The sequence below is a fragment of the Cellvibrio sp. genome (genome assembly GCF_046347455.1).
Lineage (GTDB): Bacteria > Pseudomonadota > Gammaproteobacteria > Pseudomonadales > Cellvibrionaceae > Cellvibrio.
Map to the genome: position 1 here is coordinate 491093 of NZ_JAXMGC010000002.1, position 21637 is coordinate 512729.

The following is a 21637-nucleotide window of genomic DNA, read 5'->3' on the forward strand; positions in this document are numbered from 1 at the left end:
TAAAAAATTAAGCGACCAGTAATATGAAAAGAGCTTTGATTCTTTCTGGCGGCGGCGCACGCGCTGCCTATCAAGTGGGCGTGCTGCACGCTCTCGCAGAAATTTTACCGGACGATAACACCCACCCATTCCCGATTATTTGCGGAACATCAGCGGGCGCTATTAATGCACTCGCGCTAGCTGCGCACCCCGGTACTTTTAAAGAATCCGTCAACGCACTTGCAAACATGTGGCGTAACTTAACGATTGGCGATGTTTATTTGCATAGCTGGACGGACATTATTAAAGGGCTTGGTCTGTTAGGTTTGTCTTTGTTTAACCAAGGTATCGGACGTCAGCGTCCTTTGTCATTATTAGACAATGCTCCACTGTGGGATTTGCTCGGTACGCGAATTCCTTTTCACAACATAAGTCACGCAATTGACAGTGGAAAATTATTTGCTGTGTCGGTATCAGCTATGGGTTATTCGTCTGGCCACACGGTAAGTTTTTTTCAGGGGCATGAAAGTATCCAAGGCTGGACGCGTTATCGGCGTGCTGGTGTGGCGACTCCGTTGCGCTTGGAGCATTTGTTGGCATCATCTGCCATACCCACAATATTTCCTGCTGTGCGAATTAATCGCGAATATTTTGGTGACGGCGCATTGCGCCAATTAGCACCTATAAGCCCCGCACTTCACTTAGGTGCTGAATCGTTGTTCGTGATTGGTGTGAGTGGCAATAAATCAACTGCGAAACAACACAAGCGTGCACCCATTAAGCATTCACCGTCTATGGGACAAATTGTGGGGCACTTGCTTAACAGCGCATTCGTAGATTCGCTTGAGGGTGATTTGGAGCATATGGAACTGGTCAACAAACTCGTGAAATTAATACCAGAAGAAAATCGCCCCGCGGATTTTAAGTTGCGTGCGGTTGATAATATGGTGATTTCACCCTCCAGCCCCTTGGATGTTATTGCAGGCAGAAATATTCGCTACTTGCCCGATAGCCTGCGCTTTTTCTTGCGCGCCATTGGTGCGACTAGGCGAGGCGGCGGCGCTACAGCGGCGAGTTATTTATTGTTTTCAACCGAATTTATTACGGATTTAATGGAGTTGGGGCGACAGGATGCGCTTGCTGAAGCTGATTCACTTAAAGCGTTTTTCGCGCGTTGATTATTGAATTTTTTGTGTCTTGCGCAGTAAATCAGTGAGCGGTTGGTTGTTCCAGGCTTGGGTTAATAAATCCTGATGAACCGTATTTTCGTCTAGCTGAATAAAATTAATGGTGCGTTTACGCAAATTATCTGGAATGCCTGTTTCGAATTCCGTGTTCTGTTCGCGCAACAAATTTTGCAGGAGCTCGTTGCTTGCTCGTGCGGGTTCTGTGTAAGCACTAAAGAAAAAGCTTTTGCGATAATTCGTCCGCAACCATTTCGCAAAAGTTTCCTCTTCCCCGTAAAGTGCGTCCAGCAAAATAACGCCTTTAATTCGCTTGTTCAATCCGCCCATTTTTAAGATATGAGCCGCCGCGTAATAACCGCCGCTATAAGCCACCAAAATTACAGGAGCGCGGTTTAATTGGTAGGCGAGGAAATTGTCATTTTGCCAGCGGCCAGTTTGCGCAGCGGCTTCTTTCATAAACGCAGCGAAGTAATTTTTCTGTACAAAATTACCGGGGTTTGAGTCCAATGCATCCACCGCAAATTGTGGTGCAACTAACACCGCATTGATATTTGCTGCGCTAACTTGTGCCGCAATTTGCTGGCGAGCCAATACATCGCGTTCAAGTGTTGATTGGTTACCGTGTAGAAAAACTACCACCGTAGGTGCGCGTGATCGATCGAAATTTGCAGGAACAGCGAGTAGAACGCGATTATCGTTGTAAGTTGTATCTTCCCAAAGTAGTCCGCCACGTTTGCTGGTGTGGCCGCGACGACCCGCTTGGTTTACGTCAAAGAAGCTGGCTGACTGTTTTGCGTTGAGCGGAAAGGGAGCGTATTTAAAACTGCGAAGCGTTGTTTGCGGATCTTGTTGACACCAGGCTTGCGCGCAAACACACAAGCCGAATACTAAAGCGCATTTCACGATCAGCTTGGTGATCATGCATGCGCCTCTGGGGCATTCCTGCCTTCATTTTGTTGGATCGGTTTTAACACCCCCATAAATGCTGGAATAGCGATGAGATAAGCCACACCTGCAACGGCAATTACTGCAGCCAAGCCAAACGAGGTTGCAATAATAGGAACCAAGGCCGCGCCGATGACTGAGAAACAGCCGTTCACACCCCACGCCCACAGGAACATATATTCCTTGTGTAAGCGGGTCAAAACGCCCATGCCTGTCGCCATAGGGAAGCCCATTAAAAATGCGGGCGGTGCTATAAGTGCGAAACAACAAATCAGACGAACCGCGTAAGGCAAACCGCCAATCGCATTAAGAATTGGATTCAGAATCACGCTGTAGGCAATCAAAATGCCGCCAATCATGAGCAGAATTTTGGGCAGGGTAGTGCGCGCGCTTAACGCATATTTATCTGAAACAAAACTACCGATGCCGGAGAAAACGAGCATACCCGTAATCAATACGGACGCAGACACAGTCGCGTTTGAAAGCGCCTGAATAAACTGCGCAATCAAACCTACTTCTACTGTGATGTAACCAAAACCCAAACACGCAAAATATAAAATCGTTTGCGCTTTGCCAGGGTACTTACTGAACGCAGTACGCCAACCAGCAACCACTGGAATAGATACCAAAATCAAACCCGCTACGCAGGCAATCGCAAGTGTTGCCCACAATAACAAATAACCCCATTCGTCTTGGAATAATTCAAGGCGATCCGTAATTTTGGGTAAATCTTTCGGGAATACGTAAGCCGCAAAGTAGGGGTGATTATTGGTGAGCGGTTGTACATCAAACAAATAACGTTCGCTGAAGTCTTTCCAATCGTCGCGAATTAATGCTTGCCATGCAACTTGGCTCAATATGGATGCGGGCACCGTTAAACCTGTTTCTTCGGCAGTTGCATCTGTTGCTTCAGCGTTTGCTGTTTCAGAATTTAATGAATCAGTCTCAGAGGATTCTTGTTTTGCTTCAGATTTTGCTTTGCTGTTATCGGCTGAAAAAATGCTGTCATGGAAATCTTTAAATACGTGATCTGCTTTAGCGAGATCCACTTTAATGCCAGGCGAATAAATTTCATCGAACGACATGGAGGATGTGTGTTCACGCAGCTTCGCCAACTCGTCTGCAGTGAAACCGGCGCGCTTATAAAGCACGGTAACGGTTGATAAATAGCTGGAAACCACAAAGAAATTTTGCGCAATATCTTTATCGCCATTTGCGCGCGCGGCGGCGGCCATAGTGGCGAAAAGCTTCAATACAGATTTTGGTGGCTCTTCTTTATTCCACAAGGTAACGGACAGGGTACCTTTGTCGCTGAGTGCGCGCATGTAATGCTGCATGGCTTCTTGCGTATAGGAATATTTTTCCACAATCGCAAAACCACCGGGGTTAGATAAGCCTGCAGAATCGGCAAGGCTCAAATCGATAACATCGTAACGTTCATTGGTATTTGCAAGGAACAAACGGCCATCGTAAGGAATGACGGTGACGCGGTTAAGAATATCGTTGGTGAATTTTTTCAGAACATCGCTTTCACGAAAGGCTTTCAAAAACGCAGGATTAGCTTCGCCCACGGTAACGCTGGACGAGCTGTGCAGTGCAACCATGGTGGAAATGCCGCCGCCAAATTGCACAACAAAGGTTTTCGGTTTGTTAGCAATTAGGTAGGGGTAAATCATCGGCAGATAATGGAAGTAGGCAGTGTCCTTATCAGACAGTTGGCGCATGATGCCGATGGGCCCATCGCCATCCACATACAAGCCCAAATAAGCATTTGCCGGCATTTCTTCCAAGTTGAGTGACGCGTTATCCGACAAACCCGGCGCAAAGTGTAAGTAAGAGCTGCTGTAAACTTCCATGTGGCCGAAGGGTGAAACCGCTTCATACTCACGTTTGCTATCCGGAAATTTACGCGCGTAAGACACGCCTTTGTAATCAGATACAGAGAGCTTGGGAATTTTTGCCGCTTCAGGCAAATGCAAATGAACCGCGATGGAGGCGAGCGAAATAATTGCGGCGGCTAATGCCCATTTGCGCGAGCCCAAACCTGTAAACCACAACACACTGCCAATGCCAGCGAGCACGACAGGAACAAGCACGAGGTTGTCGGGCCGGAATAAAAACAGTGAGCCTAGGGTTAGCAAACCGCACAGACCGGAACCGAGCAAATCGGCGAAGTAAACGCGCCCAAACACTTGTTTTGCGCGCAAAAACACAGTGCCTAAAAACAAACTGCCCGCGAGAAAGGGCAGTAAGTAGAGCGCAAAGTTGGCGACCAAACGCCATTTTTGCAGGGAATCTGAAACAAGGAAGATGGGGTTAAAGGGTAATTCCTGAGCAATCAGGTTTGAACCAACCACCAAGGGAGCAAAAGCAGCGAGAGAGCCTGCAATAACGCCAAACCAGTGACGATCAAACCAAGGGCGCGCCAAACACATAACCGCGCTGGTTAAACCAAAGCCGAGCATCGCAAGGCTTACCACTAATGACCCGAAGTGTGCCCAACTGCCTTCGGAGAAGATCCGCATAATGCCAATTTGCAGCGCGATCACCGCACCAGCAACGCAACCTACGGCAGCGTACATGAGCAGCTGGCGTAAACCAGCTTGAGACCATTCGTTGTTGGGTAAAGCCTTGCTTGAATCTATCACTTGTTATGCGAACCCACGATTGCATCGCCTTCCAACTTGGTGAAAGGAACGAAAGGAACTACTTTGCCGTTATAAATATCAGAACGGGAGATTTTGATGGTGCCATCTGGGTTGGCTTCTTTGGTAATTTTCAACACGTGTTGCGCGCCTGGTGGCCCCACGGGAATAACCATCATGCCGCCAGTTTTCAGCTGCTTGAGAAGAGCGGGGGGGATGTGGTCAATACCGCAGGTCACGATAATCTTGTCGAAGGGTGCTGCCTCTTCCCAACCGTAGTAACCGTCAGCCTGCTTGGTGTTAACGTTTTTGTACTCGGTATAGCCCTTCGCAATAATACCGTCGTAAATGCCGCGGGTGCGCTCAGCCAAAGGTTTGATAATTTCGATGGTCCACACTTTATCGGTAATGTGGCCGAGAATGGCGGACTGGTAACCAGAGCCAGTACCAATTTCCAATACTTTGTCGCCTTTTTGGATGTCCAACACACTGGTCATACGACTCACAGCGTGCGGGCCAGAAATGGTCACACCAAAGCCTATATCCAAAAAATTATCGTCATAGGTATGAGCGAGGGAAATTTTGCGCACGAACTCTTCACGTGGTGTCATTAAAAATGAGCGTTTGGTTTGTTCGTTGGTTAAATCGCCGCGTTGGATCAATGCTTGATAGCGGTCCCAGCGTTGACCGAGGAATTTTTTATCTTCACCGCGGTTTTCCGCCATCCACTTAACAAAGTTTTCTTTGTTATCCATCGGGGGAACCATATCGTAGGTGAATGCCTTGGGAACTGCCGCGCTTGCTAGCACAGGTACAAAAGCGCTGGCCAAGGCAAAGGCTAAAGTGAATTTCTTAAGTACGTATTTCAAGGGGGAATCCTTACTAAATCATTAGTGGCTAACAAGCGATAAACTGCATTTTGAGCGGGTAAACCGGGCGGCGATTCTAGCATGGGCGCGCAGGCTTCTGATACGTCAGAACGGCGTGAAATAAGGGATTTGAGCACAATTATTTAGCCTGACTAGACACAAAAAAGCCGCTGTAAAAACAGCGGCTTTTTTGTGTCTGGCGCTTAGGCTCTTCTGCGGAAGAGCGGTAAGGGTTGATCGACGGAGGCTTGGTAGTATTCGTTAAAATCATTGAGCGATTTTAGTGCAGCTTCCAAATCGGTTTCGGGTTTGGCGAAAGCAAAGGCGTTAACGCCGCAACGGCGTAAATAACACAATTGATCGCGAATAAAATTGCCCACCGCGCGTAATTCACCTTTGAACCCGTAGCGCTCACGCAGGATGCGCGCGGTAGAAAATGCGCGACCATCCATAAATCCAGGGAAGTTCACACCGATCACGGCAAAGCGGTTTGCGTCCTCGCCAATATCTTCCGCCAGTTCGTCACTATCAAGCCAAACACCTACATCAGAGCGTTGGCTGAGCTGCGCTTGCTGAGCTTTCCAAACACTTAGGGGAACGATCACTTGGCCTGCAGGAACGGCAACTTCAGATGCTTCACCTTCGGGTTTCGCAAGCAATTCCCAGGTGTTTTCAACGATCGCGCCGTCTTTAATTAGCTTTGGCCCATTAGTTTTTAACATAGACACGCTCCTTGAATGGAGTAGCACCTATACGGCGATAGGTATCGATAAACAATTCTTCTTCAGTACGGTTTTCCACGTACACATCCACAATTTTTTGCACAACCTCGGGCATGACTTCAGCACCGAAAGAAGGGCCAAGCACATCACCAAGGGATGCATCGTTGCTAGCGTTGCCACCAAGTTGGACTTGGTAAAACTCTTTGCCTGATTTATCAACGCCCAAAATACCTATGTGACCAACATGGTGATGACCGCAGGCATTCATACAACCGGAGATGTTCAGGTCAATGTCGCCCAAATCGTACACGTAATCCAAATCTTCAAATTGACGTTGGATGGCTTCCGCAATGGGGATGGACTTGGCGTTTGCCAGGGAGCAGAAATCGCCGCCGGGACAGCAAATAATGTCGGTGATGGTGCCAATATTAGGTGTCGCGAAACCAGCAGCCTTGGCTTTTTGCCACAAGGCGTGCAGGTCAGACTTTTTCACATCGGCCAATACGATATTTTGTTCGTGTGTGGTGCGCGCTTCGCCGAAGCTGAATTCATCCGCTAAGTTGGCGATGATTTCCAGCTGGCTATCAGTAATATCGCCGGGAGCCACACCCGTTGGCTTCAATGACAAGGTAACCGCGGCATAACCCGGTACGCGGTGGCCACGAACGTTGCGTTGCAACCACTTGCTAAAGGCCACGCTTTCCGCAGCTTGGGCATTCACAGTAGCTTGCGCAGCTGCGTTATCGATAGATTCGTAAGCAGGCTCAGTGAAGAAGCCTTTGGCGCGTTCGATTTCTTCGCGGGTCAACTTGCTATAGCTGTCTTTGGTGCGCTCCCATTCGGCTTCCACTTTTTCGGCAAATACATCGGGCGTTAAGGCGCGCACGAGAATTTTGATGCGCGCTTTGTATTTGTTGTCACGGCGGCCAGACAGGTTGTACACGCGCAAGATGGCTTCCAGATACGGAAGCAAATCTTCTTCTGGCAGGAATTCGCGAATCACGCTGCCGATAACAGGCGTACGGCCCAAACCACCACCCACGTAAACTTTAAAGCCAATTTCGCCTGATTCTCTGCGGATAATTTGCAAGCCGATATCGTGAACCTGGACAGCGGCGCGATCCTTTTCAGAACCGGTTACGGCAATTTTGAATTTACGCGGTAAGAATGCGAATTCTGGGTGAAAGCTAGACCATTGACGAATAATTTCGCAGTAAGGGCGAGGATCGACAATCTCATCTTCAGCCACGCCCGCGAACTGGTCAGATGTGGTGTTGCGAATGCAGTTACCGCTTGATTGGGTTCCGTGCATACCCACTTCCGCCAACTCGGCGAGAATATCAGGCACCTCGGTTAAATCTGGCCAGTTGAACTGGATGTTTTGACGAGTACTGACGTGAACATAGCCTTTGTCGTAATGACGAGCGATATGCGCAAGCTTACGGATTTGAGTGCTGTTCAACATGCCGTAAGGCACGTTAATGCGCAGCATGGGCGCAAGTCTTTGCACATAAAGGCCGTTTTGCAGGCGCAACGGCAAAAATTGCTCAGGTGGAAGTTCGCCGGCTAAAAAGCGCTCGGTTTGGTCGCGAAACTGAGCCACACGCTGGCGCAGAATGCTGTTGTCGTACTCGTCGTAGATATACATAGGTGCGGGATACCCTGGAGCAGCAAAGTTAAGGCAGGTCTACGGATTAGAATCAGCCCAAAAAAGAGGCGCGAATAATACACTAAACACCCTTTAACGGCGAGCCTAGACCTAAAGCCAGTCAGTCAAAAGCGCGGCCATGCTAATGGTTTGTTGGCGTGAATGGAACGAATGTTTAATGCTAAGGTGATTTATTTTAGTTATAGAATTTTCGGGCCCGCTGAGTGGGTAAAACATCGCTTCTCTGGTGCTGTTAAATTGTCAGCTGGTATAGTAAACGCCTTAAAAATCAGAGTATTTATATGACTGCCGTTGATGATTTGGCTGTATTACCCCTGTGTTTGGACGACATTAAAATCTTGCAGAGAGACGATTCATTTTTACTCGTCGATAAACCCACACGCTTATTGAGTGTTCCCGGCCGCCACCCGCAAAACCAGGATTCTGTTCTTACGCGTTTATGCGTCGACTTCCCCACGGCGGAAATTGTCCATCGGTTGGATTTTGATACGTCTGGCCTTATGGTAATTCCACTCAGTAAACCGGCTTTGTCCCATATCAGTAAACAGTTTCAGGCGCGATCCACGCGTAAAACCTACACCGCGTTGGTTAATGGTTTGGTGAAAGATGACGCGGGCCTTATCGATTTACCCATAGCGCCCGATATAGAGAATCGCCCCAAGTACAAAATTTGCGCAGCAACCGGACGGCAATCTGTCACCGAATTTACCGTGGTTTCCCGCGACGAGCTCAGGCAGACTACGCGCCTGCTGCTGCACCCCATTACCGGGCGCTCACACCAACTGCGTTTACATCTGCAGGCAATAGGGCATCCCATCCTCGGTTGCGAGTTTTACGCCGACGAGATTGCCCTTAAAAAATCGCCGCGCTTAATGTTGCACGCAACCGAACTGGTGTTTGCTCACCCCAAAACGGGCGAGCCGGTTATAGGCTTTTGTGCGCCGGATTTTTAGTTTGCCGATCTATGATGGCTTCGCAAACTTCTTGAACACGTATGATTTTTCAATTGATAGGTAGTTAGATATGCAAAACATGAATCCCGGAAAAATTGGTTTTTTTCCTGCTCTTATTTTCAGTTCGCGTTGGTTACAGTTGCCCTTGTATCTGGGTTTGATTGTTGCGCAATGTGCTTATGTATTTTTGTTTATGAATGAGCTTTATCATCTGGTCGTGGGCGCTGTGACCATGAGCGAGCAAATGATCATGTTGACCGTTCTTGGGCTTATTGATGTGGTGATGATTTCTAACCTGCTGGTGATGGTAATTGTCGGCGGCTACGAAACCTTTGTATCTCGCTTGCGTTTGGATGGACACCCTGATCAACCTGAATGGTTGAGCCACGTAAATGCCACTGTGCTCAAAGTAAAATTGGCGATGGCGATTATCGGTATTTCTTCAATCCATCTGCTTAAAACTTTTATCGAAGCCGGCAACCTTGGCGCTCCTGATTCCAAATTTACGGAAGCGGGAATTATGTGGCAAACCATTATTCACATGGCATTTATCTTATCTGCCTTAGGCATTGCTTACACTGATATTCTTATGCAACGTGCCGCCAAGAGTATTAAAGGCGAACACTGATAATGATATAAAGCTATAAAAAAACGGCAGTCTAGGCTGCCGTTTTTATTTCTTTTGATTTGAGTTGTAAAAGAAAATTTTCCGATCACCATTTGGTGATGGATCTTAATCGTGGCAAAAAGTCCTGCGCCATTTTTGCGTGTTCTTCTTTAGTGGGGTGTGCGTCGATTGGCTCGCCAGGGTAGTTGTTGGATGCAATGTAATGCACACGTTTATCCGCGACTCGCCTTAGCGTCTCTTGAAGATAAGCCGTTAAGGCTGCTTTCTTCTCTCCATTCAAAATGGCGCCTTCGGTAATAACTATCTGAGCATTCTTGTGATCTGCTAGTAGTTGCAGCACAAACTTGATGTAGGTATCTACATAAAAATCGTGTTCAGGAATGCCAAGATTAAAATCGTTTGTACCTATCGCACTGATAATCAGTTGAGGCTGGTAACTTGCTTGGTTCCAAAAAACTTTTTGTTGTGTGGATGGATAAGTGAGGGCGTAGAACTCATCTACATTTAAGCGATCCGTAAATCCATCCCAGGTTCTCACTAGTCCGTGGCCACCCATGCAAATCAAATGCACCTGCGCGTTGAGCGATTTGGCGATCAACATGCCATAGGACTCGCGCGGGTTCGAAGCATCTGTATCTGGTTTTACATTCGGTTTGCGATCAATGCTTGATGCGCAGGTCACGGAATCGCCCAACACCATTATTTTGCGTGAGGGCAGTGGCGGTGCTTTAGTGAATTCGCCATTGGTCGTGAGGGAGTTAAAAGTAACTAATCCATGCCATGACTCAGCGCGGTTAATTATTTGTAATTGATGTTTTTTGCCATCAGGGATTTTAATTTCGTAATCCGTTGGAATGGTACTGAGTTTAAATATTTGCGCGGGTTGATTATCCACAATCGTTTCAATATAGGTTTTATCACTGGAGCTATGTGCATTCAGTTTGAGGCTGTTTCCAGTGAATCCCGTGGAAAAGGTCACTCCAGGATAACCCGCCAGTACTGCACCTTTCTCCAAGGATTGCGTGCGCCCCATGATGGTAATCAACGGGTCTGCAAAGCCGATTTGCTGATCGGCTGAGCTGTTCGCGCTATGGAGGTTTGTGAGCAAACCAATTATGAGAATAAATAGGGATTTCGTTATTTTTTGCATCGCCAACATCCTTACTTACTCATCAGCATTTGAATGTCGGGGTACATTGCATCAACCCAAAGCTGATAACCCTTGGCAGTTGGGTGCAAAAAATCGCCCATTACATCTTTAGTGATGCTACCGTCTGGTTGCAAAAAAGCACTTCCGTAGTCTTTCACAAAAACGTGTTGGTTATCGTTCAGGGTTTTGACTTTTGCGTTCACCGCTTTAACCATTGCGCGCTTTGGGCTATCGACGGATTCTTCGAAAGGGAGTACACCGTTTACCAAAATCTTGGCGTTGGGGTAAATTTTTCGTAGCTGCAACAGGCAGGCTTTAATGCCTTGGAAAACTTGGTCAGGTGTTTCATTCAAATGACCAAAGTTGTTTACGCCAATTAGCATTACCACAACTTTTGGGTGAAGCTTTTCTGCATGACCGTATTTCAAGCGCCACAATAAATTGCCCGTGTGGTCGCCACCTATGCCGAAGTTGGCAGGGTTGTAAACACCAAAATATTTTTGGTAGATCTCTGCATTCCAGCCCGCGGTGATTGAGTCGCCGACGAATAACAAGTCCACACCGCCTTTTTCAGCGACTGCAATATCGTCGGCGTACATTTTGTTCCAGGTGTCTACCGACATCCACGAGAACTCTTTTGTGCGAGGGGTTGGATTGGTGCCTGAGGGGGTGAGGTCTTCGCTTGCTTGGCAAAATGCACTGCCTAGAAGATTTAAAGCGATAAAAGTAAATGCAAGGAGATTGTGCCGTTTCATTCTAATTCCTCGGAATTTATTAATGGATTTAAACGCTAGTAAAATCTAGCTGAGGATTTTTAGCGGGCTGTTGTTTCTTATGGTTGTGTTGTTTCTTTTCGTTTTATTTTATTTTTCCTTCCGTGGTTTATTGGTTTTGATTTTATAATTTTAAGCTGAGCTTTTCGTTTGCGGGGTGCAAGCTTTGTACGCCAGCCAAGTTGAGTACTAAGTCTAAAAGCTCGTCCCAAGGTTCAGCATCGCGCATGCCTTTAACGGCTTTGTCTATGCCATTGGCTTTGCGCAGCAGTTGTTGTAAGTGCGCTGGTTTCAAACGCTGTAGCGCGCTGCGAAATAAAGGCTGCTTCTTATCCCAAACGCCAGATTGTTTGGCGGCCCAATCAAAGTTTTTCCCTTGGCTGGTCATTTGCGAAATTTGCACCAAGCTGCGAATGTCGCGTGTTAGCGCCCAAAGCACTGCAATCGCTTCGGTGCCTTCGGATTTTAATCCGTGCAAGGTTTTTACCGCGCCACGTGCATCGCCATGCAGTGCCTTATCGGAAAGACCAAATACGTCGTAACGGGCGCTGTCAGCGACAACGCTCGACATAAGTTCCATGTTGATAACTTTGCCGTGCGCGAGCAGTTTAAGTTTTTCAATTTCCTGAACTGCTGCAAGCAAGTTGCCTTCAATGCGTGATGCCAGCAAATCAATTGCACTGCTATCTGCTTGTAAACCAGCTTGCTTTAAGCGAGCGCCAATCCAATGGGGAAGGTTATCCGCAGTAACGGGCCAATGCTGAATGTGTACGCCTTGGCTTTCCAGTGCGCTAAACCATTTTGATTTTTGCGTAACGCCATCCACTTTTTCAGTGATGACCAATAGCAAATTATCCGACGAAGGTGATTGTGCATACTCTTGCAAAACCTTGCCGCCTTTATCGCCGGGCTTTGCATTGGGTACGCGAATTTCAATGATTTTTTTGTCGGCGAAAAGCGACATGCTGTTAGCAGACGCTAGAACTTGGCTCCAATCAAAATGATTGTCGGCGTGATACAAATCGCGTTCGATAAAACCGGCTTTGCGCGCGGCCGCGCGAATGGTGTCGCAGGTTTCTTGGATCAGTAAAGGTTCTTCGCCCGTAATAATGTAAATCGGCGCTAAACCTTTACTGAGCGCTGCGCTCAGTTGTTCAGGGCGCAGTTTTGCCATTGCTGCTCTCGCTAGACAAGGATTCGCTGCGCTTGGGTAATTTGCCCGGTTTAGTCGGTTCGCTTGGCGGGTTTGCAATAACAGCACTCAGGCGACGCAAAATTTGCTGCGCCAAATCGCGGCGCATTTCTTGGTCTAGCAACAACTCTTCCTGCGTAGCACTGTTAATAGCGCTAGTGTTGTAGTTAAAGTTACGCACACTAATCGCGCTAGCTTTCACGGTTTGGTTGCTGTTTTTTAAATGAATTTCGTAATTGGCTTTGAGAGTGATCTCGTAAGCGCTACTGAGTTCATCACCACCTACACCCGCAGTGCGGCGATCTTTAGTTTCATCCAAAATATTCAGGGAGTAATTGGCGTCCGCTGCTTTTTCAACCAAGCTTACGCGGTTAGTTTTTAACAGCTGGCGTAAATCCGTAATGAGCGGGCCTTTGCTATCGCTGGCCGAAACATACAAGTTGGATAATTGTTTCGGCATGTCTAAGGAGCCGCGAATATGCCAACCGCAAGCTGAAAGACAAAGGGAGAAAAATGCCAAAGCGATAGTTTTTTTCATAAAAGCCTTTTTAACATTCCCTGCGGAGCAGCGTGCTCCGCAAGAATAAAAGTTAGTTCGCTACAATGCTCACCAGTTTGTTAGGCACCACAATGACTTTACGTACGGTTACGCCTTCCAAAAACTTCTGCACATTTTCTTGCGCAAGAGCCAAGGGTTCGAGAACTTCTTTGGGTGCATCAATGGGTGCATCCAACTTGCCGCGCACTTTGCCGTTTACTTGTACAACCACTTCAACGGTTGAGCGAGTCAATGCGCTTTCATCTACTTTTGGCCAAGCGGCGTTCAATGGAATGCCTTCGTTACCCAATTCTTTCCACAGTGAGTGAGTGATGTGCGGAACGATAGGTGCGAGCAATAAAATTGCAGTTTCCAAGGCTTCGCGCTCAACTGCCAAACCTTGCGGATTTGCGCGATCAGCTAATTTACTGGCTTCGTTCAACAATTCCATGGTCGCAGCAATGGCGGTGTTGAAGGTTTGACGACGGCCGAAATCATCGCTCACTTTTTGAATTGTTTCGTGTGTTTTGCGGCGTAAATCTTTTTGCGCTTGTGGCAAATTGGCAGCGTCGAGTTGACCGGGAGTTCCCGCATTTAAGTGGCCTTCAACCGCACGCCACAAACGGCGCAAGAAGCGGTTTGCACCATCAACGCCGGAATCGCTCCATTCCATACTTTGCTCTGGTGGAGCGGCGAACATGGAGAACAAGCGAACGGTATCAGCGCCGTATTGGTTGATTAATTCTTCCGGGTCAACGGTGTTGCCTTTGGATTTACTCATCTTGGTGCCGTCTTTCAACACCATGCCTTGGCAGAGCAAACGTTCAAAAGGTTCATCGCAAGAAACCAAGCCTTCGTCACGCATTAATTTGTGGAAGAAACGCGCATATAAAAGATGGAGGATGGCGTGCTCAATGCCGCCAACATATTGGTCTACGGGCAACCAGTAATCTGCCGCTTCTTTGTCGAGCATGCCGCCTTCAAAATTTGGGCAGGTGTAACGCGCGTAATACCAGCTGGATTCCATAAAGGTATCGAAGGTATCGGTTTCACGTTCAACGGCTTTGCCATCGAGCGTATCTTTTTTCCATTCCAGATCAGCTTTGATGGGGGAGTGAACGCCGTTCATCACCACATCTTCTGGTAGGAGTACTGGCAGTTTGTGCGCTGGAACGGGAATCTCACCGCCGTCGGGTAGGTTGAACATTGGGATTGGCGCACCCCAATAACGTTGACGGGAAACACCCCAGTCACGCAAACGATAATTGGTTTTTACTTGGCCTTTGCCGGCCATTTCCAAGGTGCTCGCGATAGCGTCGAAGGCTGCGTTGAAATCCAAACCATCGTATTCGCCAGAGTTTACCAACACACCTTTTTCAGTGAAGGCAGCTTTGGTTAGATCAATTTCTTCGCCGTTGGCAGGGGCGATAACTTGCACCAAACCAATTCCGTATTTCTGCGCAAATTCGTAGTCGCGTTGGTCGTGTGCCGGTACGGCCATCACCGCACCTGAGCCGTAATCCATCAATACATAGTTGGCTACCCAAACTGCAACTGGCTCACCGGTAATGGGATGCAGAGCTTTAATGCCGGTATCCATGCCGCGTTTTTCCATGGTCGCCATATCGGCTTCTGCAACAGATTGCACTTTGCAGTCGGCAATAAATTGCGCGAGAGTTGGATTGGTTTCAGAAAGAATTTTTGCAATTGGGTGTTCAGCGGCAAGGCTTACGTAAGTCACGCCCATAATGGTATCGGGGCGCGTGGTGTAAACGTCGAAGCCGGTGTATTCGCCGACGGGATTCGCCAGATCAAAACGCATGTCCAGACCACGGCTCTTGCCGATCCAGTTGCGCTGCATGGTTTTTACTTGTTCTGGCCAGTTGGGGAGTTTGTCCAGATCGTTAATTAATTCTTCGGCGTACTCGGTGATTTTGATAAACCACTGGGGGATCTCTTTGCGTTCCACTAAAGCGCCTGAACGCCAGCCGCGGCCATCAATCACTTGCTCGTTAGCCAATACGGTTTGGTCAACCGGATCCCAGTTCACCGTCGCCATTTTTTTGTAAACCAAACCTTTTTCGTACAAACGAGTGAAGAACCATTGTTCCCATTTGTAGTACTCGGGTTTACAGGTGGTCACCTCGCGTGACCAATCGAAACCAAAGCCCAATTGTTTGAGCTGGCCACGCATATGGTCGGTATTGGAGTAGGTCCATTTTGCGGGCGCAGTGTTGTTTTTAAGCGCGGCGTTTTCGGCGGGAAGACCAAACGCATCCCAACCCATTGGGTGCAATACATTTTTACCCTGCATGCGTTGATAGCGCGCAATCACGTCGGTGATGGTGTAGTTACGCACGTGGCCCATGTGCAGCTTGCCGCTGGGATAGGGGAACATGGCGAGGCAGTAAAATTTTTCTTTGCTGCGATCCTCTACCACTTTGAAGCTTTGGTTTTCTTCCCAATATTTCTGGGCTTCTGCTTCAACATCGACGGGGTTGTATTGCTCTTGCATGTATCTCGTTCCGGGCTATGTTCATCTATGGCTTTGCGCACAGACGATTTTCCGTGCCGCTTGCCTATACTTGGGTTATCGAATACTTAAGTTATCAAATACTTGGGGTGTCAAATTTAACAAGGTGGCGATTATAGAGGCTGTACTGCTTACTGGGTATAAATATCTTAGAGAGGCGACTATGAAAAACTCTTCCGAATCCTATTTGGCAACTGGCTATCAGCACAAACCACACGGCTATTTGTTTGAGCTTGAGGACGACAGCCCGGCATCTGCGCTTGGTCAAGGTTTGTATCATCAGATAGAGGATTGGGTCGCCCTGGAGCTAACGGCAGAACAAATGTTGGCCGATGAATTCAACCGAGTGACCACCTATGTGGCGGATGATGCCAAGGGCTTTTGGGGTGCCATCAAAGATCGCCTCTTGCCTTACGAGTTGGCGGCTGGCGAGCTTTTGATCTCAGCGGCAGACCCAACTCAAGTGGAGTGGTCAAAACATCGCTGGTGGGGCAACCAAGCTCCGCACTAGCTCCGTAAAAATCATTACAAAGCTTTTGTTGTGGCTTTTACGAGGAAGGCTATTCTGATGTATTCTGCGTCGCGCGCTGGCTTGTATACCAGCGGCGCGATGAATCATTGATGGCCTGCAGCGAGCGCTTATGTCTGTGATCTCCCGCTATGATCTAATTTCCTCTTGGCTGCTCGACGAAGCCTGCGCCTTCACTCAGGTTTTATGTGCCTTCAGCAAAGTGTTGATTGGCGTTTTTGTATCTTGTCTTTTCGGAGTAGCGACTGCTGTGGCTGAACTTCCTCAATCGCCTATTTATCTGTGGCCCGAAAAACCCTTGGTCAGCCCAGATCGCGAAACCTTTAAAGACCAGCGCCTTTATTACGTCGATAACCCCAGCATGAAAGCTTTTTGGCCAGACGCAGCCGTGGCAAACGGCTCTGCAGTGGTGATTTTTGCGGGCGGTGGTTACGTACGCTTGGCGATTGATAAAGAAGGTTACGAGTTAGCACATTGGATGAGCTTGCGCGGCGTCACTGCCTTTGTGGTTAAGTACCGCATGCAAGAATACGGTTTTCCTGCCCCCTTGTTGGACGGCCAGCGCGCGGTACGGCTGGTACGGAAAAACGCAAAAGAATGGGGCTTGGACCCGAACAAGATCGGTGTAGTTGGGTTCTCCGCCGGAGGTCACTTGGCGGCGAGCTTGGCGACACGTTGGGATTTTACGGTGGATCAAGCCGACCCTATGAGATCCGTCAGCGCTCGTCCTGACTTTGCGGTCTTGGGTTATCCTGTTATCACTTTAGAGGGCGAGAGCGCCCACGCCGGTTCGCGTAAAGCGCTTTTGGGCGAGAATCCTAACCCCGAATTGGTTCATGAAAATTCGCTGCAAAACCAAGTGAAAGCCGATGTTCCGCCAGTGTTTATGTTTCATGGTGTGGCAGATCAAGCGGTGCCGGTCGCGAACAGCTTGATGTTTTTTAACGAAGTGATTAAGTACAACAAGCAATCCGAATTGCACCTCTATCAAAGCAGCATTCACGGCGTGGGCATGGTGCAGGGGCAGGGTAGTATTTCTACCTGGACGCAGGCACTGGAACCCTGGATGAAGCAAAACGGTTGGATAAAATAATCCTAATAAGTTTGGTGAAAGGAACACGAACGAGAACCCTATGACGAACGATATTCGCGCAAGTGCACAGCAATTGGCTGGGCAAGATGAATCGCTGGTTCACCAGAAACTGGTTGCCATGTTTCGTCAGCTGCCGAATGTCCTGATTTTTACTTTTGTCGCCACCTCTGCACTCGCTTTTTACTTCTACGATCACAGCCGAGAACTGGGCTTGTGGACTTGGTGGGGTGCCATGCAACTGGTTAGCTTGCTCCGTTTGGCTAGCTTGATTTGGTGGCGAAAATCCCACGCACGAACGGATGTAAATTGGTCGCGCGTGCTCCATGTTTTTTGTGCGTCCGCCCTGCTGGTGGGGGTGCTTTGGGCCAGTTTTACGCTGGCTTATTTTTCATCTGCCAGCGCTTCCCAGCGCATGGTTATCTCTTTAGTGATGTCTACAGTAGCGGCTGGTAGCGTGAGCGTATTAGCGCTGGTGCCCTGGGTTAACCGAGTTTTTATCGCCCTGCTAGTCGGGCCTTTGGTGCTGCTCTTTGCAATGGCAGGCAAGTCGGATGATTTGGTGGTTGCTGGCTTGGGTGTGGTGCTATTTATAGGTCTCACCGGCTTTTCCCGCGTAACGGGCGAGAATTTTGTAAGCTCGGTGATGGCTGCGCAACGTCAACATAAAAAGATGGCTTCTGTCTTTGCGCAACGCGATGAACTAATTAAAGCCAAAGATGAATTAGAAGCGCGTGTGATGCGTCAAATCGCCGCCTTGCAGGCGGAGATGGATTTAAAAGAACGCTATGCACAAGAGCTGGATAAAATCGCCAATTGCGACCAGCTCACCGGCTTGCTTAATCGCGCCGGCTTTGATGAAGGTTTGAAGCGCATGTTGTCTGCCGCGCGCGACCGTCAGCAGGTGGTGGGCATGATGGCGATCGAGGTGCTTCACTTCGACGTGGTTGAACTGCAAGGATCCTTGGTGAGCGACCAAGTTTTGCTGGCCATGGCGGATCGTTTGAAACACTTTATGCCGCAACTTTCGCTGATCGCCAGCTGGGGTGGTGCAGAGTTTTTTGTCGCTATAGCTCAGGGCGACATTGAAGCGAGCGAAACCCCCTTCTGGAACCGTTATGCGGCCTTGGTACAGGATGTCTTGCAACAACCTATAGATACGGATGCAGGCCCCATCTGTGTCGATGTGCTTATGGGGATAACACGCTACCCCGATCTTGCGATCAACAATGAACTCATGTTTTACCAATCTGCCGCTGCGAAACACAATTTGCGTAAGCTAGGCGTTGGCGGCATAAAGGTTTTTGATCCGCATTTAGACGCATCTTTAAAAGATCGCCATCAACTTCGCCAAGCTTTGCATAAAGCCATTGAGGCGAGTTCTTTATCGCTGGCATTTCAACCGCTCGTGCCCAACATAAAATCCAAGCCCGGCAAAATGGAAGCCTTGTTGCGCTGGCAGGACGCGGAGTTTGGTCAGGTGTCGCCCGCCGTTTTTGTGCCCATCGCCGAAGAAAGTGGTTTGATTCTGCCACTTGGACGTTGGGTGCTTCACTCCGCCTGCGCGACAGCGACCACCTGGCCAAACAAAACGATGGTGTGTGTGAATGTCTCGATCCACCAGATTTTGTCTGGTCATCTGCCGGATGACATTCAGTCTGCGCTGGAAGACTCTGGGCTCGATCCTTCGCGGTTAGAGATAGAAATCACCGAGAGCATTTTTGCGCAAGATCTGGATTTCATTTGCGCGGTTTTGAAAGCGGTTAGGGAGTTGGGTGTTGGGGTTGCTATCGACGATTTCGGCACAGGTTATTCTTCGTTGGCTTATCTGCGTAGATTGCCTGCAGATACAGTCAAAATCGACAGAAGCTTTATCCAAGAGCTAGATCGCGATGCCCAAAAATTCCTGTTTTCTCTGGTTACTATGGCGCGCGGCTTGGGCTTCCATATAGTGGCTGAGGGGATTGAAACCGAGCAACAACGAGATTTCCTCTTGGGTTTGGGGGTGGATTATTTGCAAGGCTTCTTAATGTCCAAACCTATCGCCGCAGACGATGCACTGGCTTGGTTGAACAAATTACCCACCGATCGCCGTGGCAGTTAACATTCTCCTTGCTAAGTTGTTAGCCGGTAGCATACAATCCGCGTCCCTGAAAACCGGTATACGACGCTAGTCACAAACGCCCAGGCATTCCGCCAAGCTACTTCGTGTCGTCCAAGTTTTTATTTGGAGCAAAGTAATGAGTGTTTATGCAATTTTTGAAAGCGGTGGCAAACAACATCGCGTAGTTGTGGGCGAAACCCTTAAACTCGAAAAAATCGAATTCGCCACTGGCGGCACTGTAAGCTTCGACAAGGTATACCTTGTTGCAAACGGCGCAGACATCAAGATTGGTGCTCCCGTAGTAGCTGGCGCTACTGTTACTGCTGAAGTGGTATCTCATGGCCGTGCAGACAAAGTGAAAATCATCAAATTCCGTCGTCGTAAGCACCACATGAAGCGTCAAGGTCACCGTCAATGGTTCACCGAAGTTAAAATCACCGGTATCAACGGTTAATACCCCCATCAATTTATTAGGAGTTTAGAAAATGGCTCACAAGAAAGCTGGCGGTAGTACCCGCAACGGTCGCGATTCAGAAGCGAAACGCCTCGGTGTGAAAGCATTCGGCGGTCAATTGATTCCGGCTGGTAGCATCATCGTTCGTCAACGCGGCACCAAATTTCACGCTGGCGTGAACGTTGGTCTCGGTAAAGATCACACCTTGTTCGCCAAGGCTGATGGTCATGTTAAATTTGAAGTGAAAGGCGCCTTTGGCCGTCAATACGTAAGCATCGTTCCTGTTGCTCAGTAATTAGACGTCCTGAATCAGCCAAGCTTGCTGCTTGCAGCGGGCACCCAAGAAAAATAAAAAGCCCTGTCCTTAACCGATAGGGCTTTTTGTTTATTTGTGTTCTATTTTTATTGAGTTCATTTTTCCCCGGAGAATACTGTGAAGTTTGTTGATGAAGCCCCAATCCACGTAGAAGCTGGCAATGGCGGCAATGGCATGATGAGTTTCCGCCGGGAAAAATTTATCTCTAAAGGCGGCCCGGACGGTGGCGATGGTGGTGACGGCGGTAGCGTTTATTTGGTTGCCGACGAAAACCTTAACACTCTGATTGATTACCGCTTCCAACCTAAATATCGCGCCGAAAATGGCGAGAAGGGCGGTAGTAAAGATTGCACCGGCGCAAAAGGCGCAGATTTGTTCCTGCCTGTTCCTGTAGGCACTACCGTTATCGACACAGATACTGAAGAAGTCTTCGGTGACCTCACCGAGCACGGCCAAAAACTCAAAGTTGCCCAAGGCGGCTTCCACGGTTTGGGTAATACCCGCTTTAAAACCAGTACCAACCGTACGCCCCGTAAAACTACACACGGCACCGAAGGTGAAATGCGTAACCTGAAGTTAGAGCTTAAGGTTCTGGCGGACGTAGGTATGTTAGGTTTGCCGAATGCCGGTAAATCCAGTTTTATTCGCGCCGTAAGCTCTGCCAAACCAAAAGTTGCAGATTATCCGTTCACCACCTTGATCCCGAATCTGGGTGTTGTAAAAGTCCAGCAATACCGCAGCTTTGTTATCGCGGATATTCCCGGGTTGATTGAAGGTGCGTCTGAAGGTGCCGGATTGGGTGTTCGTTTCCTCAAGCACTTAACGCGTTGCCGTTTACTGTTACATGCCGTGGATATGGCTCCGCCGGACGAATCCAATCCAGCAGAAAACGTGCGTATCATCGCCAATGAATTGCAAAAATTCAGTCCAACCCTCGCCACACGCGATCGCTGGTTGTTGCTAAATAAGGTCGACTTGCTTGATCCCGAAGAAGCGGATGCACGCTGCCAGGCGGTAATCGACGAGTTGCAATGGAAAGGCCCTGTGTTCCGTATTTCTGCCTTGCATCGCGACGGCACTGCCGCGTTGTCAGGCAAGATCATGGATCATCTCGAAGCAATTTGGGCTGAAGAAAGCGAAAACCCCGAAGCGCGCGAGCGCGAAGTCGAATTGCAAAACCAAATGGCCGCCGAAGCCCGCGAACGCATCGAAGAACTCCGCATCGCCATGCGCGAAGCCCGCCTCGCAGCGGGTGAAGATGATGACTTCAATGATGACGATTACGATGTTGAAGTGGAGTATGTTCGTTATTAAATTTGCTGGTTAAGTTATCGAATAGAAAGGCTGTCACGCAAGTGATG

At 48.6% G+C, this 21637-nt stretch carries 19 protein-coding genes; 9 read left to right on the forward strand and 10 right to left on the reverse strand.

Features of this window, described 5'->3' with window-relative positions; all coding sequences use genetic code 11:
* Window positions 1-23 precede the first annotated feature (23 nt).
* Window positions 24-1157: a patatin-like phospholipase family protein gene (locus tag U1F02_RS05980; protein WP_409989455.1), complete on the forward strand. Its 1134-nt coding sequence runs from the start codon at window positions 24-26 to the stop codon at window positions 1155-1157.
* Here U1F02_RS05980 and U1F02_RS05985 read toward each other — a convergent pair whose 3' ends face one another.
* From U1F02_RS05985 to U1F02_RS06005, 5 genes are all read right to left on the reverse strand, one after another.
* Window positions 1158-2087, reverse strand: a complete 930-nt coding sequence (locus tag U1F02_RS05985; RefSeq protein WP_409989456.1) for a hypothetical protein — start codon at window positions 2085-2087, stop codon at window positions 1158-1160.
* Window positions 2084-4759 carry a hypothetical protein gene (locus U1F02_RS05990; protein ID WP_409989457.1) on the reverse strand — a complete coding sequence of 892 codons (2676 nt, stop codon included), beginning with the start codon at window positions 4757-4759 and terminating at the stop codon, window positions 2084-2086. The genes U1F02_RS05985 and U1F02_RS05990 overlap by 4 nt, the downstream gene beginning before the upstream one ends.
* On the reverse strand, window positions 4756-5625 hold the full coding sequence (locus U1F02_RS05995; RefSeq protein WP_409989458.1) for a protein-L-isoaspartate O-methyltransferase family protein: 870 nt from the start codon (window positions 5623-5625) through the stop codon (window positions 4756-4758). Before U1F02_RS05995 ends, U1F02_RS05990 begins: the two co-directional genes overlap by 4 nt.
* 203 nt (window positions 5626-5828) lie before the next feature.
* Window positions 5829-6347 (reverse strand): DUF934 domain-containing protein, encoded by a 519-nt coding sequence (locus tag U1F02_RS06000; RefSeq protein ID WP_409989459.1) that lies wholly within the window; start codon window positions 6345-6347, stop codon window positions 5829-5831.
* Window positions 6334-7995, reverse strand: coding sequence for a nitrite/sulfite reductase (locus U1F02_RS06005; RefSeq protein WP_409989460.1), 1662 nt, complete (start codon window positions 7993-7995; stop codon window positions 6334-6336). The genes U1F02_RS06000 and U1F02_RS06005 overlap by 14 nt, the downstream gene beginning before the upstream one ends.
* A gap of 302 nt (window positions 7996-8297) precedes the next feature.
* Here U1F02_RS06005 and U1F02_RS06010 point away from each other — a divergent pair, with 302 nt between their 5' ends.
* Together U1F02_RS06010 and U1F02_RS06015 are read left to right on the forward strand one after the other, a co-directional pair.
* On the forward strand, window positions 8298-8969 hold the full coding sequence (locus U1F02_RS06010) for a pseudouridine synthase (RefSeq protein ID WP_409989461.1): 672 nt from the start codon (window positions 8298-8300) through the stop codon (window positions 8967-8969).
* Window positions 8970-9039: 70 nt separating this feature from the next.
* Window positions 9040-9597 (forward strand): TIGR00645 family protein, encoded by a 558-nt coding sequence (locus tag U1F02_RS06015; protein ID WP_409989462.1) that lies wholly within the window; start codon window positions 9040-9042, stop codon window positions 9595-9597.
* 85 nt (window positions 9598-9682) lie between these two features.
* Here U1F02_RS06015 and U1F02_RS06020 read toward each other — a convergent pair whose 3' ends face one another.
* The 5 genes from U1F02_RS06020 to leuS all read right to left on the reverse strand — a co-directional run bounded on the left by U1F02_RS06020 (window position 9683) and on the right by leuS (window position 15765).
* Window positions 9683-10747, reverse strand: a complete 1065-nt coding sequence (locus U1F02_RS06020) for a GDSL-type esterase/lipase family protein (protein WP_409989463.1) — start codon at window positions 10745-10747, stop codon at window positions 9683-9685.
* An 11-nt stretch (window positions 10748-10758) separates the two neighbouring features.
* On the reverse strand, window positions 10759-11502 hold the full coding sequence (locus U1F02_RS06025) for a GDSL-type esterase/lipase family protein (protein ID WP_409989464.1): 744 nt from the start codon (window positions 11500-11502) through the stop codon (window positions 10759-10761).
* Between the two features lie 142 nt (window positions 11503-11644).
* Window positions 11645-12694, reverse strand: coding sequence for a DNA polymerase III subunit delta (gene holA, locus U1F02_RS06030; protein WP_409989465.1), 1050 nt, complete (start codon window positions 12692-12694; stop codon window positions 11645-11647).
* Window positions 12675-13250 (reverse strand): LPS assembly lipoprotein LptE, encoded by a 576-nt coding sequence (gene lptE / locus U1F02_RS06035; protein ID WP_409989466.1) that lies wholly within the window; start codon window positions 13248-13250, stop codon window positions 12675-12677. The genes holA and lptE overlap by 20 nt, the downstream gene beginning before the upstream one ends.
* A 52-nt stretch (window positions 13251-13302) precedes the next feature.
* The gene (gene leuS / locus U1F02_RS06040; RefSeq protein WP_409989467.1) at window positions 13303-15765 is read right to left on the reverse strand and encodes a leucine--tRNA ligase; all 2463 of its coding nucleotides are present in this window, start codon (window positions 15763-15765) and stop codon (window positions 13303-13305) included.
* A 181-nt stretch (window positions 15766-15946) separates the two neighbouring features.
* On the opposite strand from leuS, the gene U1F02_RS06045 reads away from it, so the two are divergent.
* The 6 genes from U1F02_RS06045 (at window position 15947) to cgtA (ending at window position 21590) form a co-directional block, all read left to right on the forward strand.
* Window positions 15947-16294 carry a hypothetical protein gene (locus U1F02_RS06045; protein ID WP_409989468.1) on the forward strand — a complete coding sequence of 116 codons (348 nt, stop codon included), beginning with the start codon at window positions 15947-15949 and terminating at the stop codon, window positions 16292-16294.
* A gap of 130 nt (window positions 16295-16424) precedes the next feature.
* A complete protein-coding gene (locus U1F02_RS06050; RefSeq protein ID WP_409989469.1) occupies window positions 16425-17405 on the forward strand; it encodes an alpha/beta hydrolase in 981 nt (326 codons plus the stop codon).
* 40 nt (window positions 17406-17445) lie between these two features.
* On the forward strand, window positions 17446-19506 hold the full coding sequence (locus U1F02_RS06055; protein WP_409989470.1) for a putative bifunctional diguanylate cyclase/phosphodiesterase: 2061 nt from the start codon (window positions 17446-17448) through the stop codon (window positions 19504-19506).
* Window positions 19507-19642: 136 nt separating this feature from the next.
* On the forward strand, window positions 19643-19960 hold the full coding sequence (rplU, locus tag U1F02_RS06060; RefSeq protein ID WP_409989471.1) for a 50S ribosomal protein L21: 318 nt from the start codon (window positions 19643-19645) through the stop codon (window positions 19958-19960).
* 31 nt (window positions 19961-19991) lie between these two features.
* Window positions 19992-20255: a 50S ribosomal protein L27 gene (rpmA, locus tag U1F02_RS06065; RefSeq protein WP_409989472.1), complete on the forward strand. Its 264-nt coding sequence runs from the start codon at window positions 19992-19994 to the stop codon at window positions 20253-20255.
* A 138-nt stretch (window positions 20256-20393) separates the two neighbouring features.
* A complete protein-coding gene (cgtA, locus tag U1F02_RS06070) occupies window positions 20394-21590 on the forward strand; it encodes an Obg family GTPase CgtA (RefSeq protein ID WP_409989473.1) in 1197 nt (398 codons plus the stop codon).
* Window positions 21591-21637 lie beyond the last annotated feature (47 nt).

Bases quoted from the DNA above. Each gene is read 5' to 3' on its own strand.
- U1F02_RS05980 (WP_409989455.1), top strand. From the start codon at position 24: ATGAAAAGAGCTTTGATTCTTTCTGGCGGCGGCGCACGCGCTGCCTAT.
- U1F02_RS05985 (WP_409989456.1), bottom strand. From the start codon at position 2,087: ATGATCACCAAGCTGATCGTGAAATGCGCTTTAGTATTCGGCTTGTGT.
- U1F02_RS06000 (WP_409989459.1), bottom strand. From the start codon at position 6,347: ATGTTAAAAACTAATGGGCCAAAGCTAATTAAAGACGGCGCGATCGTT.
- U1F02_RS06005 (WP_409989460.1), bottom strand. From the start codon at position 7,995: ATGTATATCTACGACGAGTACGACAACAGCATTCTGCGCCAGCGTGTG.
- U1F02_RS06010 (WP_409989461.1), top strand. From the start codon at position 8,298: ATGACTGCCGTTGATGATTTGGCTGTATTACCCCTGTGTTTGGACGAC.
- U1F02_RS06015 (WP_409989462.1), top strand. From the start codon at position 9,040: ATGCAAAACATGAATCCCGGAAAAATTGGTTTTTTTCCTGCTCTTATT.
- U1F02_RS06020 (WP_409989463.1), bottom strand. From the start codon at position 10,747: ATGCAAAAAATAACGAAATCCCTATTTATTCTCATAATTGGTTTGCTC.
- U1F02_RS06025 (WP_409989464.1), bottom strand. From the start codon at position 11,502: ATGAAACGGCACAATCTCCTTGCATTTACTTTTATCGCTTTAAATCTT.
- holA (WP_409989465.1), bottom strand. From the start codon at position 12,694: ATGGCAAAACTGCGCCCTGAACAACTGAGCGCAGCGCTCAGTAAAGGT.
- lptE (WP_409989466.1), bottom strand. From the start codon at position 13,250: ATGAAAAAAACTATCGCTTTGGCATTTTTCTCCCTTTGTCTTTCAGCT.
- leuS (WP_409989467.1), bottom strand. From the start codon at position 15,765: ATGCAAGAGCAATACAACCCCGTCGATGTTGAAGCAGAAGCCCAGAAA.
- U1F02_RS06045 (WP_409989468.1), top strand. From the start codon at position 15,947: ATGAAAAACTCTTCCGAATCCTATTTGGCAACTGGCTATCAGCACAAA.
- U1F02_RS06050 (WP_409989469.1), top strand. From the start codon at position 16,425: ATGTCTGTGATCTCCCGCTATGATCTAATTTCCTCTTGGCTGCTCGAC.
- U1F02_RS06055 (WP_409989470.1), top strand. From the start codon at position 17,446: ATGACGAACGATATTCGCGCAAGTGCACAGCAATTGGCTGGGCAAGAT.
- rplU (WP_409989471.1), top strand. From the start codon at position 19,643: ATGAGTGTTTATGCAATTTTTGAAAGCGGTGGCAAACAACATCGCGTA.
- rpmA (WP_409989472.1), top strand. From the start codon at position 19,992: ATGGCTCACAAGAAAGCTGGCGGTAGTACCCGCAACGGTCGCGATTCA.